The sequence below is a fragment of the Ammoniphilus oxalaticus genome, assembly GCF_003609605.1.
Taxonomy (GTDB): Bacteria; Bacillota; Bacilli; order Aneurinibacillales; family RAOX-1; genus Ammoniphilus; species Ammoniphilus oxalaticus.
Map to the genome: position 1 here is coordinate 267,116 of NZ_MCHY01000009.1, position 24,429 is coordinate 291,544.

At 41.9% G+C, this 24,429-nt stretch carries 27 protein-coding genes and 1 other RNA gene; 4 read left to right on the forward strand and 24 right to left on the reverse strand.

All coding sequences use genetic code 11. The features are described 5' to 3' along the window. Positions 1-15 precede the first annotated feature (15 nt). The 20 genes from yabA to BEP19_RS12835 all read right to left on the reverse strand — a co-directional run bounded on the left by yabA (position 16) and on the right by BEP19_RS12835 (position 14,258). On the reverse strand, positions 16-369 hold the full coding sequence (yabA, locus tag BEP19_RS12740) for a DNA replication initiation control protein YabA (protein WP_120190299.1): 354 nt from the start codon (positions 367-369) through the stop codon (positions 16-18). A 22-nt stretch (positions 370-391) separates the two neighbouring features. Next, positions 392-1,204 carry a PSP1 domain-containing protein gene (locus tag BEP19_RS12745; RefSeq protein ID WP_120190300.1) on the reverse strand — a complete coding sequence of 271 codons (813 nt, stop codon included), beginning with the start codon at positions 1,202-1,204 and terminating at the stop codon, positions 392-394. 2 nt (positions 1,205-1,206) lie between these two features. Beyond that, the gene (locus BEP19_RS18325) at positions 1,207-1,359 is read right to left on the reverse strand and encodes a hypothetical protein (protein ID WP_483963713.1); all 153 of its coding nucleotides are present in this window, start codon (positions 1,357-1,359) and stop codon (positions 1,207-1,209) included. A 32-nt stretch (positions 1,360-1,391) separates the two neighbouring features. Then, complete coding sequence (holB, locus tag BEP19_RS12755; protein ID WP_120190302.1) at positions 1,392-2,330, reverse strand: DNA polymerase III subunit delta'; 939 nt, start codon at positions 2,328-2,330, stop codon at positions 1,392-1,394. A 24-nt stretch (positions 2,331-2,354) separates the two neighbouring features. Next, the gene (gene tmk / locus BEP19_RS12760) at positions 2,355-3,005 is read right to left on the reverse strand and encodes a dTMP kinase (protein WP_120190303.1); all 651 of its coding nucleotides are present in this window, start codon (positions 3,003-3,005) and stop codon (positions 2,355-2,357) included. Between the two features lie 17 nt (positions 3,006-3,022). Next, entirely contained in the window at positions 3,023-4,465 is a 1,443-nt protein-coding gene (locus tag BEP19_RS12765) for an aminotransferase class I/II-fold pyridoxal phosphate-dependent enzyme (RefSeq protein ID WP_120190304.1), read from the reverse strand. An 80-nt stretch (positions 4,466-4,545) separates the two neighbouring features. After that, a complete protein-coding gene (locus BEP19_RS12770) occupies positions 4,546-4,725 on the reverse strand; it encodes a sigma factor G inhibitor Gin (RefSeq protein WP_120190305.1) in 180 nt (59 codons plus the stop codon). Continuing rightward, complete coding sequence (locus BEP19_RS18175) at positions 4,709-4,837, reverse strand: sigma factor G inhibitor Gin (RefSeq protein ID WP_120190306.1); 129 nt, start codon at positions 4,835-4,837, stop codon at positions 4,709-4,711. The genes BEP19_RS12770 and BEP19_RS18175 overlap by 17 nt, the downstream gene beginning before the upstream one ends. Before the next feature lie 68 nt (positions 4,838-4,905). Continuing rightward, a complete protein-coding gene (locus tag BEP19_RS12780) occupies positions 4,906-6,030 on the reverse strand; it encodes a UDP binding domain-containing protein (protein ID WP_120190307.1) in 1,125 nt (374 codons plus the stop codon). Positions 6,031-6,149: 119 nt separating this feature from the next. Next, positions 6,150-6,422, reverse strand: a complete 273-nt coding sequence (locus BEP19_RS12785; protein ID WP_120190308.1) for a pro-sigmaK processing inhibitor BofA family protein — start codon at positions 6,420-6,422, stop codon at positions 6,150-6,152. Positions 6,423-6,434: 12 nt separating this feature from the next. Next, positions 6,435-6,647: a hypothetical protein gene (locus tag BEP19_RS12790; protein WP_120190309.1), complete on the reverse strand. Its 213-nt coding sequence runs from the start codon at positions 6,645-6,647 to the stop codon at positions 6,435-6,437. A 94-nt stretch (positions 6,648-6,741) separates the two neighbouring features. Further along, positions 6,742-7,338, reverse strand: coding sequence for a recombination mediator RecR (gene recR, locus BEP19_RS12795; protein WP_120190310.1), 597 nt, complete (start codon positions 7,336-7,338; stop codon positions 6,742-6,744). Between the two features lie 11 nt (positions 7,339-7,349). Continuing rightward, positions 7,350-7,670 (reverse strand): YbaB/EbfC family nucleoid-associated protein, encoded by a 321-nt coding sequence (locus BEP19_RS12800; RefSeq protein WP_425452770.1) that lies wholly within the window; start codon positions 7,668-7,670, stop codon positions 7,350-7,352. Between the two features lie 16 nt (positions 7,671-7,686). After that, on the reverse strand, positions 7,687-9,405 hold the full coding sequence (dnaX, locus tag BEP19_RS12805) for a DNA polymerase III subunit gamma/tau (protein ID WP_120190698.1): 1,719 nt from the start codon (positions 9,403-9,405) through the stop codon (positions 7,687-7,689). A gap of 124 nt (positions 9,406-9,529) precedes the next feature. After that, positions 9,530-9,795, reverse strand: an RNA gene (ffs, locus tag BEP19_RS12810) — signal recognition particle sRNA large type. Positions 9,796-10,295: 500 nt separating this feature from the next. Next, entirely contained in the window at positions 10,296-11,294 is a 999-nt protein-coding gene (locus tag BEP19_RS12815) for a DUF3231 family protein (RefSeq protein WP_245983601.1), read from the reverse strand. Positions 11,295-11,459: 165 nt separating this feature from the next. After that, positions 11,460-11,945, reverse strand: coding sequence for a tRNA adenosine(34) deaminase TadA (tadA, locus tag BEP19_RS12820; protein ID WP_120190313.1), 486 nt, complete (start codon positions 11,943-11,945; stop codon positions 11,460-11,462). 80 nt (positions 11,946-12,025) lie between these two features. Next, on the reverse strand, positions 12,026-13,030 hold the full coding sequence (locus BEP19_RS12825; protein WP_120190314.1) for an inorganic phosphate transporter: 1,005 nt from the start codon (positions 13,028-13,030) through the stop codon (positions 12,026-12,028). Between the two features lie 14 nt (positions 13,031-13,044). After that, on the reverse strand, positions 13,045-13,662 hold the full coding sequence (locus BEP19_RS12830) for a DUF47 domain-containing protein (RefSeq protein WP_120190315.1): 618 nt from the start codon (positions 13,660-13,662) through the stop codon (positions 13,045-13,047). 167 nt (positions 13,663-13,829) lie between these two features. Next, on the reverse strand, positions 13,830-14,258 hold the full coding sequence (locus BEP19_RS12835; RefSeq protein WP_120190316.1) for a CBS domain-containing protein: 429 nt from the start codon (positions 14,256-14,258) through the stop codon (positions 13,830-13,832). A gap of 181 nt (positions 14,259-14,439) precedes the next feature. Here BEP19_RS12835 and BEP19_RS12840 point away from each other — a divergent pair, with 181 nt between their 5' ends. Next, positions 14,440-15,774: a TrkH family potassium uptake protein gene (locus BEP19_RS12840; protein WP_120190317.1), complete on the forward strand. Its 1,335-nt coding sequence runs from the start codon at positions 14,440-14,442 to the stop codon at positions 15,772-15,774. Positions 15,775-16,130: 356 nt separating this feature from the next. Here the strand turns inward: BEP19_RS12840 and larE are convergent, their stop codons facing one another. From larE to BEP19_RS12860, 3 genes are all read right to left on the reverse strand, one after another. Further along, on the reverse strand, positions 16,131-16,934 hold the full coding sequence (gene larE / locus BEP19_RS12850) for an ATP-dependent sacrificial sulfur transferase LarE (protein WP_120190319.1): 804 nt from the start codon (positions 16,932-16,934) through the stop codon (positions 16,131-16,133). Between the two features lie 128 nt (positions 16,935-17,062). Then, positions 17,063-18,328 carry a nickel-dependent lactate racemase gene (larA, locus tag BEP19_RS12855; protein WP_120190320.1) on the reverse strand — a complete coding sequence of 422 codons (1,266 nt, stop codon included), beginning with the start codon at positions 18,326-18,328 and terminating at the stop codon, positions 17,063-17,065. 76 nt (positions 18,329-18,404) lie between these two features. Next, complete coding sequence (locus tag BEP19_RS12860; RefSeq protein ID WP_120190321.1) at positions 18,405-19,547, reverse strand: glycerate kinase; 1,143 nt, start codon at positions 19,545-19,547, stop codon at positions 18,405-18,407. A 157-nt stretch (positions 19,548-19,704) separates the two neighbouring features. Here BEP19_RS12860 and BEP19_RS12865 point away from each other — a divergent pair, with 157 nt between their 5' ends. The 3 genes from BEP19_RS12865 to BEP19_RS12875 all read left to right on the forward strand — a co-directional run bounded on the left by BEP19_RS12865 (position 19,705) and on the right by BEP19_RS12875 (position 23,391). Beyond that, positions 19,705-20,805, forward strand: a complete 1,101-nt coding sequence (locus BEP19_RS12865; RefSeq protein WP_120190322.1) for a CdaR family transcriptional regulator — start codon at positions 19,705-19,707, stop codon at positions 20,803-20,805. A 294-nt stretch (positions 20,806-21,099) separates the two neighbouring features. Continuing rightward, positions 21,100-21,828 (forward strand): NAD-dependent protein deacylase, encoded by a 729-nt coding sequence (locus BEP19_RS12870; protein ID WP_120190323.1) that lies wholly within the window; start codon positions 21,100-21,102, stop codon positions 21,826-21,828. A gap of 201 nt (positions 21,829-22,029) precedes the next feature. Next, entirely contained in the window at positions 22,030-23,391 is a 1,362-nt protein-coding gene (locus BEP19_RS12875) for an ATP-binding protein (protein ID WP_120190324.1), read from the forward strand. A gap of 55 nt (positions 23,392-23,446) precedes the next feature. On the opposite strand, the gene BEP19_RS12880 is transcribed toward BEP19_RS12875, so the two are convergent. After that, positions 23,447-24,295, reverse strand: a complete 849-nt coding sequence (locus BEP19_RS12880) for a YtnP family quorum-quenching lactonase (protein ID WP_120190325.1) — start codon at positions 24,293-24,295, stop codon at positions 23,447-23,449. Positions 24,296-24,429: the final 134 nt, after the last annotated feature.

Consider the following 24,429-nt stretch of genomic DNA (forward strand, 5'->3'; position numbering starts at 1 on the left):
GGCCCCCTGTTTACCTCATTTATTTAAAAAGGAGAGACAAAACAAACAATCCCCTTCTTTTCTTAGACTGCCAAAATGTAAATTGCAAATATGAAAACCTTCTTGGTACAGCCGAGCTAAATTATCGTAACCTTCCCCAACAATTGCTCGTTGTTTATCATCGGTCTGATTGTCTTTACCTAATTGCGCTTCTTGAACCGAATTCAACCGTTCTAGCTGTAAGCGAAGGTGCTGATTTTCTATGGAAAGACTCTTATTCTGCTCCAGCAATGCGACGATTTGCTCTCGTAAACCGCTCATCTCCTTTAGAAGGTCCACAAGTTGTTCCTCAATATGAGTAGCTTGTTGAAACATTTTCTGATTATCCATAACCCTCACCCCGCATGAAGGCTTATTTCACCTTCTCCATCTCCGTGATCTCTTCTAACGTAAATTCTATCATCCTCCCGACTTCGGTAACATCCACTTGGACAAGCCGCTCTAAAATATTCAATCCAACCACTCGCCCGGCGCCCATCGGCGTTACCACACGTTGACCCATATCCGGCAGTTCCTCTTTCGCGCTTTCGTAATGATCGTTCTCATATTTCAGACAACACATTAACCGACCGCACAACCCTGAAATCTTCACAGGGTTTAAAGACAGGTTTTGATCTTTGGCCATCTTAATTGAAACGGGTTCAAAATCGCCAAGGAAGGTTGAACAACAGAGTATTCGCCCGCAAGGACCGATCCCGCCTAACATTTTCGCCTCATCCCGCACCCCGATCTGTCGAAGTTCAATCCGAGTTCGGAATACAAAGGCGAGATCCTTGACTAACTCCCGAAAATCAACGCGACCTTCTGCTGTAAAATAAAAAATGACTTTATTACGGTCAAAAGTATATTCAACGTCAATTAATTTCATCGCTAATTTGTGCTGTTTAATTTTTTCTTGGCATAGCTTCATCGCTTCGATCGCCATCTCTTTATTCATATCAACTTGCTTAGAGTCCTCTTCGGTGGCTAATCGAATCACCTTTTTCAACGGAAACACAACGTCTGTCTCAGTCACTGTCTTTTTTCCGATGACGACTTGACCATATTCTACACCACGCGCTGTTTCTACAATGGCATATGAACTATTTTTAATCTCCAAATCACCGGGATCAAAGTAATATATTTTCCCCGCTTTTTTAAAGCGGATTCCAACAACCTCTACCAAGCTCATCCCTCCTGTAACTGGATAACCATCCTTTCGAGGGATAATTGAGGATTCGTATGTCGCCCGAGCCGTTCCTTGGCTTCCATAACTACCTCTATTCCTTTTAAAATCCACGATTTGCTGCAACGCAGCGCTTGCCTCTGGATGGCCTCCATTTGGTCAATATTTACCAGCTCGCTTTTCCAATCTATTTGAAAAAATANACTACCTCTATTCCTTTTAAAATCCACGATTTGCTGCAACGCAGCGCTTGCCTCTGGATGGCCTCCATTTGGTCAATATTTACCAGCTCGCTTTTCCGATCTATTTGAAAAAATAACACATCTCGATACCAATACAACAGTAGATCCAGCATCAACGGTAACCCTTGATTTCCTTGTTCCGTTTTAAGCGCTTTCTCCTGTAAAGTCACTAAAACATAAGACCCTTTTTCAAGGATATCTTCTGATAATTGTATCATTAAATTTCGGTACTGCGCAAACTGCTCTGTTTGGCACAATTCCCTTGCTTCAGCTAAATCAGCCGTTATTTTACAGGCATTTCGAACGATAGGCTCGAAGAAACCTTCTGACACTAAAGTAGCCACCCTTTTTTCAAAAGGAAGTTCATCAAAATAAACAATCTGGCAGCGCGATAAAATAGTCGGCAAAATCTGATGAATATGCTCAGTTAATAAAAGGGCTGTTATTTGGTAAACAGGTTCCTCTAAAAACTTCAATAAACTGTTTGCCGCTTGAACCGTCATTTTATCGGCATGTTCAATAATATACACATTTCGCGAAGACTCGGCAGCACGAAAGGATAGCGCTTTTTGGAGTTGACGTATTTGATCGATCTTAATACTTGCTCCATCAAGCAGGATTAGATGGAGATCAGGATGATTTCCTGAGTCAATCCTTTGACAATGATGGCACTGTTGGCAGGGGTTACCCGCTTCAGCTTGCTGACAAAGCAACGCCTTCGCATACTGTGCGGCAAGCTTCATCTTCCCGACACCTTGGCTACCTACGAATAAATAAGCGTGAGCAACTCGTTTGTGAAGAATACTATTTCTAAGTAAGGTTGCCACCTTCGGCTGATCGACAAAACCGTCCCACTCCATATTTACCACCTCATTATTTTCCATTATACAGCAATTTGCGCAACGATCCTATCTCAAACCATGATCCGCGCTGTTTAGGTAAGAATCAACAATGGAGCATACGTCTGCAAACACTTGCTCAATGGGTCGTTGCGCCTGAATCAGTCGGATACGTTCTGGAAAACGCGCTGCTAACTGAACATATCCCGCGCGAACGCGCTCGTGAAAGTCAAGCTGTTCTAAATCTAAGCGGTTGACCTCTCTCGTTTTATCGGCATGAATCCTAGCAAGGCCAACTGCGGGCTCGATATCAAAATATAGAGTTAGATCGGGCATGTTATTTTCAATCGCAAATTGGTTGATTTCAAAAATTTCATCTATCCCTAATCCTCTTGCGATTCCTTGGTAGGTGAGACTGCTATCAATAAATCGATCACATAACACGATTTTTCCCTGTTCCAAAGCAGGTCGCACTTTCTCTACGAGATGTTGTCTTCTTGCGGCCGCATAAAGTAGCGCTTCCGCGCGCGCGTCCATTTTTGTATTGGCCGGATTTAAAATAATAGAACGAATTTGTTCCGCGATCTCAATCCCGCCTGGCTCTCGTGTGCTAACCACGGTCCACCCCTTCGAAAAGAGGTATGTCTCAAGTTTATGAATAATCGTTGTTTTCCCAGCGCCTTCCCCGCCCTCTACCGTTATAAAAATCCCTTCGCTCATGTCGCCGATTCCCCTCCTTATAAATAATCTTTTATGACCAGTATCGTTTCTAATGAAAGATCGGATAGGTCATGGAAGCGGCAACCCATCCGTTTCAGCTCCACTATATAAGTTAATGTCATTGCATCCAACCGTTCTCCAGGATTAATGACTGGGACACCTGGTGGATAAGGCGTAACCCTCTCTGCGCTGACACGTCCAACCGCATCCGTTATCGAAATCCGCTCTGTATCAAATCGATGCGTTTCAGATGGTAACAGAACAACCTCCTGAGCAAACGTATACGAAGGAAACCGCTCTTCGTTAGAGGAACTGTCTAGGCCATCCATGCCCTCTACTTCTATTCCCCGGAGCGCGTCTAGTAACCGATGCAAATCCTGCTCCTCTGTAAAAGGGGATAAAGCGAGCAAAACAAATTGTTCATCAGCCAGCTCCGCATAAATTCCATGCCGTTCCAAGTATTCCTTTAAAGCAAAACCATGAAAATGAGCAGACCTCGTTCGCAGTGTAATTTTTAATGGATCTAAAAAGTCGTAGGAAGGACTGGCTGTGACGAATTGCAGCCACGGGAATGATTCAACCTCTATTTTCCTATAAAATTGTTGGACCCATTGAATGACACGGGCTAGATCTTGCCCCCCTTGATGATGGAGATAATGTCGGGCGTAATCGAGAGATGCTAATAATGGATAGGAAGGGCTGCTTGATTGCACCATCGCTAAAGACCGACGCAATCGAGCCCGATCAATCAAATCCCCCTGAATATGTAACATCGAAGACATCGTTAAAGAGGGGAGCATCTTGTGAGTCGATTGAACAGAGGCGGATGCCCCCGCTTGCATAGCTGTTGGCGGAAGCGATTCATGGTGTCCAAAATGAGCCCCATGAGCCTCGTCCACCAACAACGGGATTCGATACTGTTTACATAAATTAGCGTAAGGTTCTAGGTCAACTGTCATTCCAAAGTAATTTGGATTAGTTAGAAAAGCCGCTCTCGGTTTTTTTTCCTGCAATATCCGTTCAAATTTCTGTATGGAAACGGTCAATGCAAGACCTGTTTGCTGATCAAATTCAGGCGAGAGATAAATCGGCTTCGCATGAGCCAATGTGATGCCGTTCATAACCGATTTATGCGCATTCCGCTGAACCACTACGGAATCACCCGCTTGCGTAGTGGCTAACAACATAGCCAAATTCCCAACCGTGCTTCCGCCGACTAGGAAAAATGTCTCTTCGGCATGAAACACTTGCGCGGCAAGCTGTTGCGCGAGAAGAATTGCTTCCTCCGCCTGATGCAAGTCATCAAGTCCTGGTATCTCCGTCAAATCATTGGGAAAGATGGCGGAAAAAAACGGATTATTTGTTCTTCCCTTATGTCCCGGCACATGGAATCGGACAGGATATTGCTTTGTATATTTTTTAATCGCATCAATAATCGGCATTTGCCGCTGATTAAACAAGTATAAACATCTCCTCACTCATTTCCCCAAGTGTAAAAAAAAAGAAGCCGTCTTGCAACTGCAAAACGGCTTCTCCTATCTTATGCGTCTAATTTCCAGATCAATTTCATCTTTTCAACAAAAAAGGGATACTTTGTGTCCCTTACGTCCGTATTCACCATTTCCTGTTCACATGATTCACATATAAATGATTGCCAGATGGTGATTCCCTTTTGTTCCGTATCCCCACAAACGATACAACCTTTAATCGGCCAAGACATTACTGTTCTCCACTTCACGCTCACATGGCTCACAAATAAATGAATTCCATATCATAGCTACTTCTTCTGTTTGCGTTCCACAAACAGTACAATCTTTTAATTGATTTTCCATCCAAACCACCTAACTTTTCTAGTAATATTTTTATTATTAACAACAAATGAAATTCATATACATCCAATTCAGACTTTTCTACCAAATGGAATATACTCAAAACCATGTCGTTCCATCATCCGCGCGGGAAACAAACTTCTTCCATCTATTATTAGCGAAGGAATAAGTCGCTCACTTAGCTTGACCAGATCAACTTCTCTAAATTCACGGTGACCCGCTAAAATTAGGAGCGCATCGACCGAATCGATCGCCGCCCATAAGTTCGGGTAAAATAAGTTGCGATTTAAAACATCTTCCTCAGATTGCGCAAGTAAATAAGATGGACTGTAAATTTGAGCGGTCACTCCATACCCCGTTAGTTTTTTAATTAGCGGCGAAAAAAGCTCGCTTTCCCCCGCCCAAACACCAACTGTTTTCCCCGCTAATGGCTTCAGTTTTTTAATTAGCTGATCTAAGGCCCAATCAACCTGTCGCTCATATGCGCTGCGCGCCGCCTCAAGTAACGACAAATCAACGTTATTTGCAATCACCTGATCGATTAATGAACTTAGTTCAAGTCGCGTTTCTTTCCAATCAAACCCGAATCCTTCTTCAAAATAGGATTGTCCAATTCGCGGGTCCATCCCAATTCCGCAACCAACGGTTTGCGCCTCCGCTCCTAACACTTCACATAGAGAAGCAATTTCATTCATAAATGAAATCTTTGTCGCAATGAAGGCATGAGCCGCAAAATGGATCATTTCCGTATTTCTACGCGTCGTCACCATCATTGGAGCAAATCGCTTGGCTAGGGCTCGTCTCAGCCGAATGAGTGTTGGATGTCCCCCATCCCCGCCAAGAATAATTTGAATAGAACTTTTTGACGATAAAATTTGTGTCCATGAAATGACTGCGATTGACTGCTGCTCCTGGTCAAACCAATCCTGAACGAAGTCGCCGCTGCCGACAGGCGCTGAGCCTGCCAAAATGAGACCGATTTGATCAGATAGATGTGGACCAAGTTGTTCAATGATCGCCCATAGTTGCTCGCTTTCCATCATTTCATCAACACAAATGAAAACATAACTAAGCTCCGCCACTTTTGATAGTCCTTGGTAATTTGGTTCTAAACGTGTCACCGAATAGCCATGCAACGCGCTTTCAATCGTTATCGCTAAATCTATCCTTTCCCCATGCAAAATACCAAATTTCATGATCCACGCGTTCCTTCCTATCCTAATTGTCACTTTCTTTTTTCCTCATCTAAAATTGTGCCCAAACAGCATGATTTCATGACATAAAAAAAGGTTGCTCCAATTTGGAGTCAACCTTTTTATACGATAACAAGTGCTTTTACGACCACAAGTCCAATCAGTCCAGGTAAACCTAATAATCCTGAAGCGGCTGCGGTAATCGGATTAATCGGGATAGTAAAATCATAATGGGCGCCAACACTGTTAAATAAAAATAGTAATACGCCTCCCAAAGCAAGTTTAAATAATCCATAGGCAACCCAACGAATCGGTTTCAACCAGGTCATTTGACTTAAGACAATAACGAAAAACAATAAACCAATCGCAATGATTCCCCATAAAACCGTCGTCAATCTGTATCCCCCTTATTCTAAAGCATGAACTTTCCTTCTCTTAGCGGTTTCATATAGAAACATGTACCTTCTCTCCAAGATATCTGCCATAACATCACTCTCATTTTCGCCAGACAGGCTATATTGCCATTGAACCATTGCGAGATGGGCGCCTTCGATCAATTTTCTCCGTTCATTTGACACTTGCCAGTTCGTAGATTGTTCACTTCTAATCCGTTTTATCATACTTTATCCCTCCGTTAAAAACATACGCTTGTCTTATTTAAAAAAGAACAAACTGCCCCACAAAAAATAAGCAGCGCTAGTTAAGCGCTGCTTATTATAATTCTCTTCGACCTTCCAAAGCTTTTGTTAACGTAACCTCATCAGCGTATTCAAGATCTCCGCCGACAGGCAGCCCGTGCGCGATTCTTGTAACACGAATACCAAACGGCTTGACAAGTCGAGAAATATACATGGCTGTTGCTTCTCCCTCAATATTTGGGTTTGTCGCTAGAATTAACTCTTGCACCTGCTCATCCTGCAACCGCTTCAACAACTCAGGTAATCGAATATCCTCTGGTCCAATCCCTTCCATTGGAGAGATTGCGCCGTGCAACACGTGGTATGCGCCTTGAAATTCCCTTGTTCGTTCCATTGCAATTAAATCTTTCGGTTCCTGCACAACACAAATACAGGAAGCATCCCTTGCTTTGTCATTGCATAAATAACAGGGATCTGTGTCGGTAATGTTTTGACATTGGGAACAAAAAAGCAAGTCGCGCTTTGCGTTTACGAGAGCCTTTCCTAAATCAAGCACATCCTCCTCTTCCATTTTCAAAACAAAAAACGCAAGCCGCGTTGCTGTCTTCGGACCGATCCCAGGCAATTTTGTAAATCCCTCTATTAACTTTGCGATCGGTTCTGGATAATACACGATCGATCCCTCTAAAACAACCCGGGGATATTCATACCGCCCGTAAATTTACCCATTGATTGACTCGTTAAATCATCAACCTGTTTCATCGCGTCATTAATCGCGGCAAGCACCAGGTCTTGTAACATCTCCACATCATCTGGATCAACAGCCTCTGGTTTGATGATGACATCTTTAACTTCCTTATGACCATTTACGACAACCGTTACAACACCGCCGCCAGCAGACCCTTCAACTGTTTTTTCCTTTAGTTCCTCTTGAGCCTTCACCATTTGATCCTGCATCTTCTTCATTTGTTTCATCATGTTATTCATATTCATTCCGCCGCGCATATCCATGCCTCCTAGTCTAGTCTTTAATTTCCAATAACTCTTCGCCTACTAACTTAAGCGCTTCTTCCAAAAAAGGATCTGCATCTTCGCGCTGCTCCGAAGTTTCTCTTTCCTGCCCTTGTTCAGATTTTAGCTCAGACGCGATTTCCTTCCATTGGTTTTCCATTAAGGTCAACATTTCCATTGGTTGGCCTAAGACAGATTGAATAACACCTTCAATAATCTCACGATGCTGTTCTTTTTCCGTTGTTTCACGATGAATCGCGCTTTTAAAACTAATTAAGACGCCGCTCTCACCGACCGCAACAGGTTCCCCGTCAATAAGCCAAGCATGAACTTGGATCCTCTGTTTCTTAATCTGATTTAGAATATCAGGCCATTGCTGTGTCAACTTTTGTAAAGAGCTTCGACTAGCTGTAGCCAGTATTTCTTGGATGCGATGCTCATTAATTTTTACAGTAGGTGGAACAGAAGCCCTTCGCGGGGCCTCCACCCGTCGCGCTTGCCCGCTTCCCGTTGTTGATGTTGAAGCCGTTGAACGATGTTGAGTCACCTGCTGAAGCTTATTTTCTAGTTCTGTCAGTCGCTTTTGCAATTGATCCAACTCAGGCTGCGCCTCCGTCGTCAGTACCTCTTTTTGAGGTTGGGATCGATTCAATTCAAGCAAGCGAATTAGACCGATCTCTAACGCGATTTTAGGATGTGTAGCCCATTTCATATCAGCAAGCGACTTATTCAGACTCTCGATAATTAAATATAATGATTCATGATCAAACGTATGAGCAATTTCAACAAATTGTTCATCCCCTGTTATGCGATGTTGAATTTCCTCCAGGTTAGGCGCTGTCTTATAGACGAGCAAGTCACGAAAATAAATGAGAACATCATCCAAAAATTGTTCTGAATTTTTCCCTTCTGACGTTAACTGGTGTACTAATTCCATTAGTTTAGCGGCATCACCGTCTAATACAGCTTGAGATATCTCCGATAATGCTCTTTGAGGAATGACACCGGTCACCATGATGACGTCTTCTTCCTCAATCGTCTGCCCCGCATAAGAAAGGATTTGGTCAAATAAGCTCAATACATCTCTCATCCCGCCTTGCGCAACCCGTATCATGAGGGACAAGGCTTGTTTCGAGATCTTAACGTCTTCCGCATCGGCAATAAAACAAAGGCGTTCCATCATTGCTTTTGCCGAGATGCTTCTAAAATCAAAACGTTGACATCTAGAAATAATTGTTGCGGGCAATCGATGCGGTTCTGTGGTCGCCAAAATAAACACGACATGCTGCGGAGGCTCTTCCAATGTCTTTAACAACGCGTTGAAAGCTTCCGTCGTCAGCATATGAACTTCATCGATAATATAAATTTTAAAGGCAACCTCAGTCGGCGCATACTTCACCTTATCGCGGACATCTCGGATTTCCTCTACACCGCGATTTGACGCCGCATCAATTTCAATGACATCGACAACCGAACCTTCTGTAATACCCTCACAAGCCGAGCATTGATTGCAAGGTTCAGCTGCCGGACCTTGCTTACAGTTAATCGCCTTGGCCAATATTTTCGCCGCGCTCGTTTTCCCCGTGCCTCGCGGACCGGAGAATAAGTATGCATGGGAGAAGCGTTTTTCTTTTAACGCATTTTGTAAAGTTCGGGTGATATGTTCCTGTCCTACCAAATCACCAAAAATTTGAGGACGAAATACACGATATAAAGCACGATAGGCCATGATCGACACTCCCAATCCTCTTATTCCATTATTACCATAAGTATACTACAGCTCATTTTCATTTCACAAACGAATACTAAAAAAGCCCCAATGGAATTACCATTGGGGCTTTGTAAAATTACTGCCGCGCACCTATTATCGATACGACCAACCAAGCGTTACTTGTGTAGTTAGCTCAAATCAGGTTGCCCTACGGCACACAGATGACACCACTTATGGCTGCTTCCTTCCGGACCTGACCAGGTTCACGGCTATCTGTTGCGCAGGACCCAATTGTCAACACCACTTATACAAGGCAGACCTTACATGAATCGCACCTCTAATAGGAATTCAACCCCGCTAAGGCGGATTGCGGGTTATAGGGCACCGCCAACTCCCCATCTAGCGCGACAAAGTTATACACTACGTTAGATGCAGTTTATCTCGACTGCTTTATTACTATAACACAGATCTGACGACGATATCAAGTTAAACAGAGTTGAAAATAATGGGTAGGATCCGATTTGACCACATCGTTTCAACTAACAAACAAAGTCGGCGAAAGAAACATCTGTTTCTTCGCCGACTTCTTCCAAAAAACTATTCTGTAGTGGATTGAACCTCTCTGCCTATGTGAGTTTATTATATCTCAATTCGCTGCGCGCTATACAGAATATGTGTAGAAAAATTACCTCCAAAGAATTGAATTGTAGTTTAATTCTTTCTAGCCTCTTGCATTGCTCTTTCCCCTTTCTCTTGGGCAGCTTTTAACGCTTCGTCAATCGATTTATTATTCGCAAATACTTGATCCAGTTCTTCGCCTAGCGCATCCAAAGCATTTATTTGACCAATATTTCGCGTTCCCTGAAAACCGATTTCTAGCTTGGCAACGAGAAAATCTTCTTTCTAATTTAAACCCTCGCTAACGCCTTACGATCAACGGCTGTTGGAGGTTGCTCCAACCAACCACGGTCAATTAAAATTTTTGCCCCTTCTTCTTGAAACTTCAATGTGCCAGCTAGCATCTTTGCATAATTGGCGCCGATATCATGTCTTCCGCCTTCGCCAAGCGCCTGTCCGTATCTCGCGCTAGCAATGACACCCAATGATACGACTTTAATCATCATCAATTTATCGGAAAAAGGAGCTATCGTTGAATTTGTTACTTCCGATTCAAAAGAAGGAATCGAAGGGAGACCCGCTTCCGATAACATCGACTGAAAGGCTCTTAAGTGCTGCTGAGCAATTTGTGACCCTCTTAAGAAATAAGCCCGAATTTCCTTTGATCTAGCCACTTGACTAAAACTCATACATACCGCTCTCCCTATTGCAGTGCCCAAGTAGTTGGCTACAATGTAATTTATCTCGAGAACCGTCATCGGTCTTCGTTCACCGAGCCAGCCTGTTAGAAAACTCTTTTCTTTCACGAAGTCAATTTGTTTACAGATCGGCACTGTCGGCGCCGTTAAATATAACCCCTTTTTTATTAATACTTCCGTTGCCCTATTATATAATTCAACCGTTTCTCTGACGCAATTTGAAAAAAACTCACGAATATCCGCCCTTCCCGAAACAGATAGACTGAGACTATGTCCAAGCATACCGTATTGAGACAAATTTTGAATGTTGTAGAGATAAAAGTGATCTGTGTATAGCCGTGGCGCATCCAAATGTATGTCCTTTTCCGTAAAAGCAATCGGGGTAGGATAATCTTCCTCGTTTAAAAAAGCCCGAGCTCCAGTTGTAATTTTATTTGAAAACTGTAATGCGCTATCTAATACAGATCTAATTTCGAGATCGTTACAATGAACCAAGAAGTATTCCAAATGCGCTTTAAACATCATATTGACCACAAATGCAGACCATATTTGCGATACTTCTGCTGATGTCATTTTGTTCCGACCTGTCACCAACGAACGCTACCCCTTTCAAAGTCAATTTAACCTATACTAAAAAGGATTCCCCCTTCAACGGCTACTCACTATTTGTAAAAAAAGGGAGATCATTTTACCCATTAGTATCATCAACTTTGATAATGTTTCCCTGGTAATAATCAAGTTTTTATCAACTCGTTTTTAAACGTCATTTTTGCGTTTTTTCGCCTTCTTCTTTTCTCTTAAATCACGAAAGAACGTTTTTAAAATGTGTGAGCATTCGTCAGCAAGAACCCCAGATTGAACTTCAACTTGATGATTAAACCGATCTTCTTGCAGCAAGTTCATTAAAGTCCCCGCGCATCCCGCTTTAGGATCCGCAACACCGTATACAACGCGATCAATCCGCGCCTGAACGATCGCGCCCGCGCACATCGGACAAGGTTCTAACGTGACATAAAGGACACTATTTAGTAGTCTCCACCCTCCAAGCTTTTCACTAGCCATTTGAATCGCTTGTAGTTCAGCATGGGCTGTAGGATCATGCTTTGTTTCGCGGAGGTTATGCCCTTTTCCGATCACAACACCATCCTGCGCAATTACAGCGCCGATCGGAACCTCTCCCAAAGCTTCTGCTATCTTTGCTTGTTCTAAGGCAAGTTTCATAAATTCTTCATCTTGGTTCATCGATCATCATCCTATTCATCATCAATAATCACAAAATAAAAAGAAAGGAGCTGAATTTAGGCCACTCAGCTCCTTCATCATTATAAAATCCCGATTATCCAATAGGATAATGAGGCAAGTACCGCAGAAATCGGCAACGTAATTATCCATGTTACTACAATTTTTTGGGCGGTTCCCCACTTCACGCTTTTTACCCGTTTGGCAGCCCCCACACCCATAATCGCAGAAGAAATAACATGTGTTGTACTGACCGGTAAACCTAACTTCGTAAAGCCAAAGATGATGATCGCGGATGTTAAATCAGCAGCCGCCCCGTTAACCGGCTCAATTTTCATGATTTTTCCACCGACAGTCTTGATAATCTTCCATCCCCCAACAGCAGTCCCTAAGCCCATTGCCAAGGCGCACGAAATACGCACCCAATAAGGAATTTCATCAACAGATTGATGGAACCCCCCGGCTACTAAAGCAAACATAATAATCCCCATTGCCTTTTGGGCATCATTAGTACCATGCGTAAACGCTTGTAAAGCAGCTGTAAAAATCTGAAACGTTCTAAATCCGCCATTTACTTTATGCGGCGGAGCAGGCACTAAACTTAATATATAACGGAATAAGCTCATCATGATAAACCCTGCCGTCAAAGCTATGATCGGCGAAACAAGAAGAGCTTTTAAAATATCAGTAAAACCACTCCAATTTACCGCATTGAAACCCGCGGCGGCAATAACAGCGCCTACCAACGCTCCAATTAAGGCATGAGAAGAACTGCTTGGAATCCCGTACCACCACGTAACTAGATTCCAAATAATCGCGGCGATCAACGTAGCAATGATGATAATCATTCCATGTTCCAAATCGGCGGGATCGGCAATTGCTCCGCCGATTGTTTTGGCGACACCGGTAAAACTAATCGCTCCAATAAAGTTCATGACAGCAGCCATATAAATAGCAACGCGCGGCGGCAAGGCTCTCGTCGAAACACACGTTGCTACTGCATTTGCCGTATCATGAAAGCCATTGATAAAATCAAAGGAGAGAGCTAAGGCAACAACAAGAATAATAATTAATAAACTTGTATCCATAAATTCCACCCTATTTAGGAGTTACGCATGATGATGGTTTCTAACGTATCCGCCACATCTTCGCCGCTATCTGTCACACTTTCCAGTATCTCATATAATTCTTTATATTTTATGATGTGAATTGGATCTTTCGATGTTTGAAACAGCTCGCGAATGCTTGTCCGAAGAAGTTCGTCCCCGACTGATTCAAGATCATTAATCTTGATTGTAAATTCCCGAATCGGCAATAATTTTCTCTCACGCAACAATTCCATCGCATTTAAAATTTCCTTACTGGCGGCTTCAATGACTTCCCCAAAACGCGCCATATATTTATCGCTCTCACAGACGTCGTACATATAAAACCGTGAAGCGCACGCTTCCATCCCATCCAGCACATCATCCAATTTACCAGCTAACGTTAATATGTCTTCCCGTTCAATTGCGGTTATAAACGTATTGTTTAAGGCCCGTATAAGACTATGTATGTATGAATCTCCCTTGTTCTCATACTCTTTAACCTTTTTAGCGAACTCTTCAACACTTTCGGGCGAATCAATTTTATATTGATTGAAGAATTTAGCGCATTCATGGACATTAACGGCTATTTCGTATAGTGTCTCTAAAAAAGTGTCTCTCCGTCTAAAAGCCATTCTCTTCTACCCCCAGTAAATTAAAAAACCTATGTACTATTTTAAAAAACCCACGCATTTTTAATTATAATATTAAGTCTCCGTCAAGTTTGTAAAGATTATGTAAAGATTTTATGAACCATAGTCTATTCCAACATAATAAACGTAAAAAAAAAAGCCCTTCGTGTTTAAGGACCTTTAATCTCGTTTCGATACTCTAACAACATATTGGCGCAATATTCAATTACCTCTCTTCTCCTAACGATCCCAATAAACACACCTTTATCATCCACAACGGGAACAAAGTTTTGCATCGTAACCAAAGGAATAAGATCTTCTATTTGAGCATCAATTCGAACGGTCTGATTATTAACACGGAGCGGGACATCCTTTAAAGAAGTCTTATGCGTATTTTCAAAATTTAAACCGTCTGTATTTTTCAATTTCCACAAAAGATCACCTTCCGTAATTGTCCCCACATATCTGCCCTCTTCATCAAGCAACGGGACAGCCGTATATCTATGGTATTCCATACGCTCAAGAGCTTGCCTCATCGTAGAATTAGGGGTTAAAAAAGCAACTTCATTTTTTGGTAAGAGAAAAAAGGCAATATTCATCTAACAATCCTTTCTCTACATGTTATACATTTTAACCGAACACACTGGTTACTTTAATTATAACTTAAAACCCATCAATATGATATGAAGATTGGGATATAAATAGAATGGAAAAAGGATAAATTATACATTTATATATCGCGCTATCTTTTCGATCGTTTCCCTTACAGGAGGTTGTTTAATGCGTGAGAAAAAAATTAGACTGATTGAATTAGAGCCCTCTTATATCTTAATTTTAGGATTTGGAAGTTTAATTGCTGTTGGAACACTCTTGTTTATGCTGCCGTTTTCAACGACTGATGGGCAAGGACTCTCTTTTATAGATGCCTTGTTTGAAGCGACTTCCGCTGTTTGTGTTACAGGTTTAGCTGTCGTTGACACAGGTGGAACCTTTAATTTTTTTGGACAAATCATACTCCTTGTTTTGATTCAAGTCGGGGGCTGGGGATTTATGACAACAGGTGTATTTATGGTCATTCTACTCGGGAAAAAGCTTAGTTTAAAGGAACAGGCTCTTCTTCAAAGCACACTAAATCAAGTTACTCTGCAAGGAGCTGTCACTTTAGTCAAACGGATTATTGCCATCACGCTAATTGTCGAATGTCTCGCCGCTTTTGTATTAGCTGTCCGCTGGTCATTTGAGATGTCGGTCAGTCAATCGATCTATTATGCGGTTTTCCACTCCATCTCCGCTTTTAATAATGCCGGCTTTGGTTTGGAATCGGATAATCTTATCCAATGGGTTGGCGATCCCACCATCAACATCATTATAACCTCCCTATTTATCATTGGAGGAATCGGCTTTACAGTGATTATGGACTTGCTTCGAACGAGATCTTTTAAAAGGCTATCGCTTCATTCCAAACTAACCTTGTTGTTGACCTTGATCATCAACATCATGGCTTGCTCACTTATTTTCTTTCTAGAACATAATAATCCACTGACGATGGAATCGATGGGTATGTCAGATCAACTATGGGCCTCTTATTTCCAAGGCGTCGTTACGCGAACAGCCGGGTTTAGCACGGTAGACATTGGACAGATGACGCTCTCTTCACAGGTCCTGATGATGGGCTTAATGTTTATTGGCGCGGGCTCAGCTTCGACGGGGGGCGGGATAAAAATCACAACCTTTGGTCTGATCATCTTAGCTGTATGGAGTTTTCTATCGGACAAGACCCATGTATCAATCTTTAGAAGAACAATTTCATGGGATCTTGTCCATAAAGCGTTCACGATCACTTTAACCGCTGTCATCTTTATTTTTTTTATTTTCTTTTTATTTACCATTACTGAAAATCTTCCAATGTCTGATCTTTTATTTGAAGCGATTTCCGCATTCGGAACGGTCGGCCTATCCACTGGAATCACAGCCCATCTCTCTTTTACAGGTAAGTTTTTGATTTCCGTCTTAATGTTTATCGGGCGGGTCGGTCCACTCACAATGGCTTTTGCTTTGATGTCTAAAACGAAAAGTAAGGTTCGATACGTTGAAGAAAAAATCATGATTGGATAGGGAAATGACCTTGGACAGTGGCTGGTTGGGGAGGATTGAGGGATTAGAGAGTTAATGGTCAAAAGTCCAACTGGATCGATAATACTCAAAACGGGGATGGGATAGATGGACTTTTGTCAACTATCGTTGAAGGAGGATGCTCCTCTTTTACTATATAGTATTGGGGCTGGCATCTGTAACGGGAGCTGGGACCTCTACAGATAGGAAAATCAATGAAATTAACAATGTAGCGGAAGTTTCGGCCTTTACAGTAGAAGTAAACAACGAGGGGCCCCCCTCCTCTCACCGCCTTAATAAAATAAAAGGTTGTCCTTAAAGTTAGTTTGAACCAACTTTAAGGACAACCCCATCTATAATTACTGAGCGTCGAGCAATTTGTTCATGCTCCCGCTTTGATAACCACTAAGATCTAACGTAACGTATTGATAGCCCAGCTCTTTCAATTTTTCAATGACTTGTTGGCGAATTTCAACTAAACGCGGAAAATCCCCTTCTTCCACTTCAATTCTCGCCATTTGATCATGGTGACGCACGCGAACTTGTCGAATGCCGAAATTTCGTATCCATGCCTCCGCCTGATCAATTGAAGATAGCTTTCCTAGTGTAATCTCTTCACCATAGGCAATTCGTGATGATAAACAAGCAAATGATGGTTTGTTCCATGTATCTAAATCCATCTGCTTCGATAATTCGCGAATCTCCTCTTTATAAAGTTCCACTTCTTGCAGCGGTCCACGCACACCGTGTTCTACCGCAGCTTTGGAACCGGGGCGGTACTCGCTCAAATCATCAGCGATTAACCCGTACACGACTGCATTAAGCTGGTGCTGTTCCTTTATCGGCCCTAATTCTTCAAACAATCCCTTCCTACAAAAATAGCAGCGATTACGATCATTTTCTTTATAACCGGGGATAGCTAACTCTGAGGTTTCCATTACGATATGTCGAGCTCCGATTTGACGAGCTAATCGTTTCGTTTCCTTTAACTCGGAAGAAGGGATCGTTTCTGAATCCGCGGTCACCGCCAGCACGTTGTCTGGACCCAAAGTGTCATATGCAACCTTTAACAAGAAGGTACTATCGACTCCTCCCGAAAAGGCTACCAGCACACTACCCATTTCCTTCAGATTTTTCTTTAGCTTTTCTAACTTTTGCTCCATCCCAAGCCTCCGTGTATACCATAGTTTCAATCTAACCCTCTAACTTATTATAACAGAAATGCGCAACCAATCCGCCGCGCTGCTCTCTACCGTTGCTCAAATTCAACAACAAGATTGAGAACAACTCCCTATTCTTCTACGTAAGGAATCGTTAGAGGACCAAGTGGCAATACGGCTACAGACATATCTTCCCCATACTTCTTTTTCAATTCTTCTAATGTCTGTTGCAGATCGCTTGACGGTTCAAACATCGCAGATTTAACTGTCTCATCGTCTAATGATGAGTAAACATGGACATCGGCCCACACTTGGATAACCGCTTGTTTTTGAACTTGCCATTGATCAAAAATCTGGAACGATGGATCATTGATCATATCTAGGATCTCTTGAGGTGTTTTTCTCATTTTTAAAATTTCGGCGTAATTTCCGTGATCGGGCAATCCATCTGAGCATTCTGCTGCGCAAATGATCGTTCCGCCTTCTTTTACTATTTTATGAGCAGCGCTCATTCCTTTTACGGCTTGGTATAGATTTTGGTCTAACGGATAACCTGAGTTCGACGTAATAACAACATCAAAACGATTATCGCATTTAATCATCGCATGTTCTTTTGCAAACGCGCATCCAACATCGTGAGTTTCAAATAATTCTCCCGCAAAGACAGCCGTAATTTCTTTCTCCCGGTTCAACGTAACATTCAGACAAAAATCTGGCGGGCACATCCGATTGACTTCTCTCGCCATGTCTTGGACAGGATTGTCTACCATATTCCCCCATGTCGCTTGTGGGTCTCCGATCATCCTCGCATTGTGGAAGGTCAAAATGGTTTCAATACCGGCTATTCCAGGCATAATTCCTTTCGGCCCGCCGGAGAAGCCTGCAAAGAAATGCGGCTCGATAAAACCCGTTACAATTTTAAAGTCGGCTTCCACATAATCTTTGTTTAAGTAAGCATCACAGCCGAACTGACTTTCTCCTACTTTAACCAAGTGATTTTTATCATGACACTGGTTGTTGATGATACGAATATTATCGACAACCCACTGTCCCAACATTTGTACAAACTCTTCCTCTGTTTGATCCCGATGCGTGCCTGTGCCATTAATAACAACGAAGTTTTCTAAAGGAACATGAGACAGCTCCTCAATAAGCCATGGCACTAGCTTATGATTCGGAGTCGGTCGAGTAATGTCGCTAATTACAATTGCGACAGTGTCTGTTTCTTTCACACGCTCGCGAAGCGGCGCGCTTCCGATAGGATCCCTTAATGCAGCTTGCACAGCAGCTTTATCATCTTCTAATTCTGGTAGATTGTTAGGTTCCACAATGACCGATCCACTTGGAACTTCTAAAGGCAGTTCACCTTCACCGTAAAGTAACGCAGTCTTCTTCATAGCTACCTCCTTATTTTTACCCTTTTATACATTATCGTTAAAATCCCATCGTTAAACAACAGGGGATAAATGTTTACTATACTTTTGGAGCTAATAAAGCGGCTGTACGAATGATTTGTTCCGCTCTTTGTTCAAGTAATTCCTCCGCGCGGGTCATTGCATCTTCCAATGACATTGGCGCGTTAACGAGACTGTGAATGCTTGTAATCCCGTATTGATAAAGCGTATCAATTCCTTCACCGATTGACCCGGCAATCACGACAACAGGAATCCCCTGTTTTTGGGCCGCTTGGGCTACACCCATCGGCGTCTTTCCAGAAGCCGTTTGATAGTCGATCTGACCCTCACCTGTAAACACAAGATGGGCACCCTGCATTTTTTCCTCTAATTTCGTGAATTCAATAACGATATCAATCCCACGTTTCATTTCCGAAGGGAAAAAGGCCTGAAATGCGCCGCCAATCCCACCCGCGGCTCCCGCTCCTGGCAAATCATGCAGTCGAACTCCTTTTTCCCGCTCAACGAGATCAGCCCAATGTTTCAGATTATGATCCAACTGCTTGACCATTTCTGGCGTGGCCCCTTTTTGCGGTCCGAATACATACGATGCCCCGTCGGGACCAACCAACGGATTTTGCACATCACTCGCAATTAAAAACTCGCTTTTCGCAATTCTTGGATCCCAACCACTTTGATCGATTTGCTGTATCTGATCGAGGACGCCACCGCCATAACCAACCGCGGCTCCTTGTTGATCAAAAACTTGCAATCCAAGCGCCTGCAACATACCGACGCCTCCATCATTGGTAGCGCTGCCGCCGATCGCTAATATAAACCGACGATACCCATCATCTAACGCCTTTTTAATTAATTCTCCTGTTCCATAGGTTGTCGCTTTGAGCGGATCCCTCTCTGCATCGGAAACAAGATACAGTCCTGAAGCGCTCGCCATTTCTATTACGCACGTAACGCCATCGCCTAGCACACCAAACGCCGCCTGAACAGGCGCCTGCAGCGGTCCCTTCACAGTAACTTCCACAAAATGCCCGCCTGTGGCCGAAACTAAACTATCCATTGTGCCTTCCCCGCCGTCAGCGACAGGAACAAGCACTGTTTCTGCTTGCGGCAACGCGTTCTTAACTCCTCTTTCAATCGCAACAGCGACCTCTGGCGCCGATGCGCTCCCTTTAAACGAATCTGGCGCGATAATAATTTTCACTACTTATTCCCCCTTCCAAATCGATCGAGTCTGTTCTGCTACCTTTTATTATAAAAAACCAAACAAAAGATTTCCTCATAAAAAATGCACAAAAGTTAAGGCTGAATCCTACAGTGTTTTTGTGTAAAATAGACTAAAGGAATCTAAGGAGGTTGTCATGTTAACAAAGGAAATTGCCCAACAAATCGTCCAGGAAACGATGCAGCGTCTCAATAAAAACATCAACATTATTGACCAACATGGCAGAATCCTTGCTTCAGGCGATGCAAAAAGGGTAGACCAAATTCATGAAGGCGCCCTAGAAGTCATCAAAAGCAATCACGCGTTGATTATTGACCATCCTTCTATGTGGAAAGGAGCTTTGCCTGGTGTCAATTTACCGATTGTATTTGACGAAAAATTGGTGGGGGTAATTGGGATTACGGGCGATCCTCTTGAAATCCAACCGATTGCTGAATTAGTTAAAATGACAACAGAGATGATGATAAGACAAGCCTTTATCGCCACCCAACTAGAATGGAGACAACAAATCAAGGAATTAATTTTCACTGAATTAATTCAACCAAATCCTAATCTAGATGCCTTAGATCAACGGTTACGACTACTTAAACTTAAACTAGACGCGCCGTATCAAGTCGCCCTCATCGAGATCAGTGAGAAGTCTATTCCCAACAGTTCTTTACTCAAAACCATTCGTGAAAATACAAATTTAAAACAAATGGTCTGTGGGTTTCTTCATGTTCATTGTTTGTTTATCCTCTCGCACGGCTTATCAGAAGAGAAAGTCTTGCTAAAATTAAATTCCTTAAAAAGAATATTGAAACAGATGAGAATGGATTTTCAAATGGGGCTCGGTTCAGAAGTGTCGGAATTACGCCATACTTACATTTCATTTCAAGAAGCCCAACTCGCCATAGAACTTGGGGAAAAGGAACAATCACTTATTTCTTATGCTGACATAGAAATCAAGTTTCTTCTCTCACAAATTGGCGCAAAGTACCGAAAAAAATTTAGTGAACGGACGTTGGCATCCTTATCGTCTAAAGATTTATCGACACTCGAAAAACTTTTTGCTTGCCATCTCAATTTATCAGAAACAGCGAAACAACTGTATATTCATAGAAACACCTTAATGTATCGTTTGACTCGGATTAAGGAACGGACGGGCTACAACCCCCAACACTTTCATGATGCGGCCACGCTACAAATGGCCTTGTGGATGCGAAAAGAGCATGCTGGGGAAGATGGAATGGATTAGGTAATCTATCGTTAAAAACTATAATTAATTATCATCTTAATTAGATCCATAATACAATTTAAGTTGTTATTATTCAAGAAAACATGCGTTATTTTGTAACATTTTGCTTCCTTTCATCCGTTCTTTTTCCCTCATAGATAAAAGCTGCGCAAATACGTTATAAATGGTAGTAGAATACACGCTTTTTCAGGACATTCCTTGAGCATATTGGGACAAAACATGATAGAATGTTATTAGAGGTAACTATATTAATGTAGTTTTCTGTTTTGAAAAGAAAAGGAAGGGGAAAGACAAATGGAATTATACTCCCAGATTGCTGATGAAATAAAAAAGGCAAAAAAAATTACCGTAATTACGGGCGCAGGAATTAGCGTTCCTAGCGGAATCCCTGATTTCAGATCGTCAACTGGTTTATACGCCGGAAAAGAAGAAAACATCCCTTATTATCTATCTGTAACTTATTTCCGCAAGGAACCAAAAGAGTTTTGGGAATTTTATAAAGACTTGCTTCAACTTAAACTACAGGACACTTACGAACCAAACGATGGACACTTTTTCCTAGCTGAGTTGGAGAAAATGGGGAAAGACGTAACGATTGTAACCCAGAATGTTGATTCCCTACACCAAAAAGCAGGGAGCACAAATGTGATTGAAATTCATGGAAATGCTCAACATTCCAGTTGTCCTGAATGCGGAACGATCTATGATCTAGAATATATTAATAAAGAGGTTGTGCCTCGTTGTGAAAAAGATAACGCTGTCATCAAACCAGGGATGGTTATGTTTGAGGAACCCATCTTAGGATTTGAAGAAGCTTACAATGCAACACAAGAAGCAGATCTGTTTATGGCTCTAGGTACGTCTTTGCAAGTCGGACCGGTTAACCAATTACCTCGTTATACGAAAAAATCAGCAGCAAGAGTGCTCGTTAATATGGATCCAACAGAAATGGATCATCTCTTCCAGTATCGGGCGCATGAAGCAATCATCGACTGCTTTGAAAAAGTAAAACAACAACTATAAAACAATGTTCGTTCTGAATTTAAGAGGAACTTTTAGCCCCTGCGCAAAGGAACAGGGGCTAAAATCACAATTTAATGAGGTCTGAGACTGAGTGAAGAGATTTTTTAAGGTTGTAAGCTTAACAAAACACAATCCATCATACTACCTATGTTTTGTTCCGAATTATTTAAGCAGGGATAAAACTGTGATTCGAGGAAACCGATGAATAACTTACTTGGTTTAAATGGTCTATTCGGGATCAATGACCTGCTGTTTCAAATCCTCATTGTCATTTTTCCCATCTCAGTATACCAATTGTTTTGGATTGAGAAAGGCGAAATTGCCGAGTCAAAAAAAGGGAAAATCATCTCCTTTATTTTTTACGCAACTACGATCGCGCTCTGTATGCTCTTTCCAATTCATAGCGACTATGAACATCGCTTTGACTTAAGAGTCATCCCGCTAACGATCGGTTATTTGTACCTCGGCCACAAAGCAGGTATTTTACTCTTTGCTTGGGTATTGCTGCTTCGCATTTTATTTGGCGGACATTTTGGTATCTTACACGCTGTCATTAATATGTCGCTCTATTTCCCTGTTTTATTTTTAGTATCAACAACCTACCAGCATTCATCGAGGATAAAGAGGCTCAAACTTTACCTTCTTTTGAAACTGTATTATTTATTCTGCTTTTTGATTAGTTCTGTATTTGATGACTTTATCCTTGTCGACGCAGAGGCTATTTCCGTTTTTGTTACCTTTGTTGTCATTATTTTAACAACAAGTTTGGTTATCATTAGTTTTATCGAAAGTGTTCAAGAGAAGTTAAGAATGAAAGAAGAATTGCAAAACTCAGAGAAAATGCGATTGTTAAGCGACCTAACTGGGATATTTGCCCATGAAATACGGAATCCGATGCAGGTGACACGTGGTTTTTTGCAACTTTTAAACGAATCCAATTTACCGGATAGTAATAAAGGATACATTAAAATTTCAATTGAAGAATTAGATCGAGCCAATATGATTATTAACGATTTTTTGACCTTTGCAAAGCCAACAACGGGCGAATCAAAAGAAGTCGACATTAAATCGGAATTGCTTCGAGTAGCCAACATTACGCATACGTTTTCAAACACTCAAAATGTAGATATCGAAACAAACTTAACTGACAACTGTTGGGTTTTGGCTAATCCACAAAGGCTGGATCAATGTTTCATTAATATCCTAAAAAATGCAATTGAATCAATGCCTAATGGCGGTCAAATCAATGTAAGTTGCGCTCCGACAAAACACGGTTATATTGAAATAAAATTTACGGATCAAGGAATTGGAATGACAAAGGAACAAATTGAAAACCTTGGCACCCCATTCTATTCCCTAAAGAAAAATGGGACAGGTCTAGGGATGATGATCACGTTTCAAATTATCCGATCCTACAACGGTAAAATAAAAATTAAAAGTCAGTTAGAAAAAGGGACAACGGTTTCTATCTTGTTGCCCCGCCTTGATAAAGCAACCTCGAACCTTAACACGAGCGCCACTCATCAAGGCAATAGAACCCTTTCTGATGATCCCGAACCCTAGATCCAAGTGGATCTTGCGCTTCATTCAGTAAGGGTTCTATCTCCATTCATTCAATCTATGATTCTATTGGCGCCTTCAATTCCCCTACTATATTTCCATCTAAATCCCATTTAATCGCTCGATAGAAATAATCGTGATAAAATACAAACCATGCCTCTTCTTCAATCGCTTTCTGTATCCATTTTTCTTTTGCAAAAATTGAATCCATCGGATAGTCATCATAGGCCATGACCCACAAAGGGTTTCTGTGAGCATGGGTAGGCAGGATATCCGATAAGTGGTAAGCGACTTCCCCTTTGCTTTCGATTCTTACAATAGCATGCCCCGCGCTATGTCCGCCTGTGTGAATAAGATCTACACCTGGCAGGACTTCATAACGGTCATTATAAGTCTGTACTATTTTTTCAACTGGTTGCCAGTTCTCTTCGAGATACGTATTGCGTGTTCGGATATTAGGGTGACGCGCTTCCTGCCATTCAGTTGCTTCTACATAGTGTCTCGCTTCGCTAAAGACTGCTGTGTATCGATCGTCCTTCTTTCTAGTTAAACCCGCAGCGTGATCATTATGAAGATGTGTTAATAGCACATAATCAATATCTTGCGGGGTCAGGCCAAGGGCGCGTAATGACTGCTCAACTGTTGATTCTTCAACTAGCCCCATCCGTCTCTTTTGACTTTCATCTAGTTTGCGGCTGCCCATACCTGTATCAATTAATATATTCCTCTCATCCGTTTGAATTAAGATAGGATCTACCCGCATTTTAATTTGGTTCAAATCATTGCATGGGTATCGTTTGCTCCACATAAATTTTGGAACAACCCCGAACATCGCTCCCCCATCTAATAAAATCTTACCGCCATTTAACCAAACAAGGCGAAAGTCGCCAATCTGTAAATGATCCATACCAATACCCCTTTATTTATAAAAAATATATGGATAATTGTATATCTATATGTAAATTATATCAAACGAAAACAAGCTGATCCGATTGAGGATCAGCTTGTTTCTTACTATATTATGAAACCAATAGGCTTCTA

What these genes read in the sequence shown, in the direction of transcription:
- BEP19_RS12780 (WP_120190307.1), bottom strand. Translation starts at nt 6,030, where the DNA reads ATGAAATTTGGTATTTTGCATGGGGAAAGGATAGATTTAGCGATAACG.
- BEP19_RS12790 (WP_120190309.1), bottom strand. Translation starts at nt 6,647, where the DNA reads ATGATAAAACGGATTAGAAGTGAACAATCTACGAACTGGCAAGTGTCA.
- dnaX (WP_120190698.1), bottom strand. Translation starts at nt 9,405, where the DNA reads ATGGCCTATCGTGCTTTATATCGTGTATTTCGTCCTCAAATTTTTGGT.
- BEP19_RS12830 (WP_120190315.1), bottom strand. Translation starts at nt 13,662, where the DNA reads ATGGCTTTTAGACGGAGAGACACTTTTTTAGAGACACTATACGAAATA.
- BEP19_RS12875 (WP_120190324.1), top strand. Translation starts at nt 22,030, where the DNA reads ATGAATAACTTACTTGGTTTAAATGGTCTATTCGGGATCAATGACCTG.
- tmk (WP_120190303.1), bottom strand. Translation starts at nt 3,005, where the DNA reads ATGAGCGAAGGGATTTTTATAACGGTAGAGGGCGGGGAAGGCGCTGGG.
- larE (WP_120190319.1), bottom strand. Translation starts at nt 16,934, where the DNA reads ATGGAGCAAAAGTTAGAAAAGCTAAAGAAAAATCTGAAGGAAATGGGT.
- yabA (WP_120190299.1), bottom strand. Translation starts at nt 369, where the DNA reads ATGGATAATCAGAAAATGTTTCAACAAGCTACTCATATTGAGGAACAA.
- BEP19_RS12840 (WP_120190317.1), top strand. Translation starts at nt 14,440, where the DNA reads ATGCGTGAGAAAAAAATTAGACTGATTGAATTAGAGCCCTCTTATATC.
- BEP19_RS12825 (WP_120190314.1), bottom strand. Translation starts at nt 13,030, where the DNA reads ATGGATACAAGTTTATTAATTATTATTCTTGTTGTTGCCTTAGCTCTC.
- BEP19_RS12865 (WP_120190322.1), top strand. Translation starts at nt 19,705, where the DNA reads ATGTTAACAAAGGAAATTGCCCAACAAATCGTCCAGGAAACGATGCAG.
- BEP19_RS18325 (WP_483963713.1), bottom strand. Translation starts at nt 1,359, where the DNA reads ATGGAGGCCATCCAGAGGCAAGCGCTGCGTTGCAGCAAATCGTGGATT.
- BEP19_RS12770 (WP_120190305.1), bottom strand. Translation starts at nt 4,725, where the DNA reads ATGTCTTGGCCGATTAAAGGTTGTATCGTTTGTGGGGATACGGAACAA.
- BEP19_RS12880 (WP_120190325.1), bottom strand. Translation starts at nt 24,295, where the DNA reads ATGGATCATTTACAGATTGGCGACTTTCGCCTTGTTTGGTTAAATGGC.
- BEP19_RS12870 (WP_120190323.1), top strand. Translation starts at nt 21,100, where the DNA reads ATGGAATTATACTCCCAGATTGCTGATGAAATAAAAAAGGCAAAAAAA.
- larA (WP_120190320.1), bottom strand. Translation starts at nt 18,328, where the DNA reads ATGAAGAAGACTGCGTTACTTTACGGTGAAGGTGAACTGCCTTTAGAA.
- BEP19_RS12835 (WP_120190316.1), bottom strand. Translation starts at nt 14,258, where the DNA reads ATGAATATTGCCTTTTTTCTCTTACCAAAAAATGAAGTTGCTTTTTTA.
- BEP19_RS12800 (WP_425452770.1), bottom strand. Translation starts at nt 7,670, where the DNA reads ATGCGCGGCGGAATGAATATGAATAACATGATGAAACAAATGAAGAAG.
- BEP19_RS18175 (WP_120190306.1), bottom strand. Translation starts at nt 4,837, where the DNA reads ATGGAAAATCAATTAAAAGATTGTACTGTTTGTGGAACGCAAACAGAA.
- tadA (WP_120190313.1), bottom strand. Translation starts at nt 11,945, where the DNA reads ATGAACCAAGATGAAGAATTTATGAAACTTGCCTTAGAACAAGCAAAG.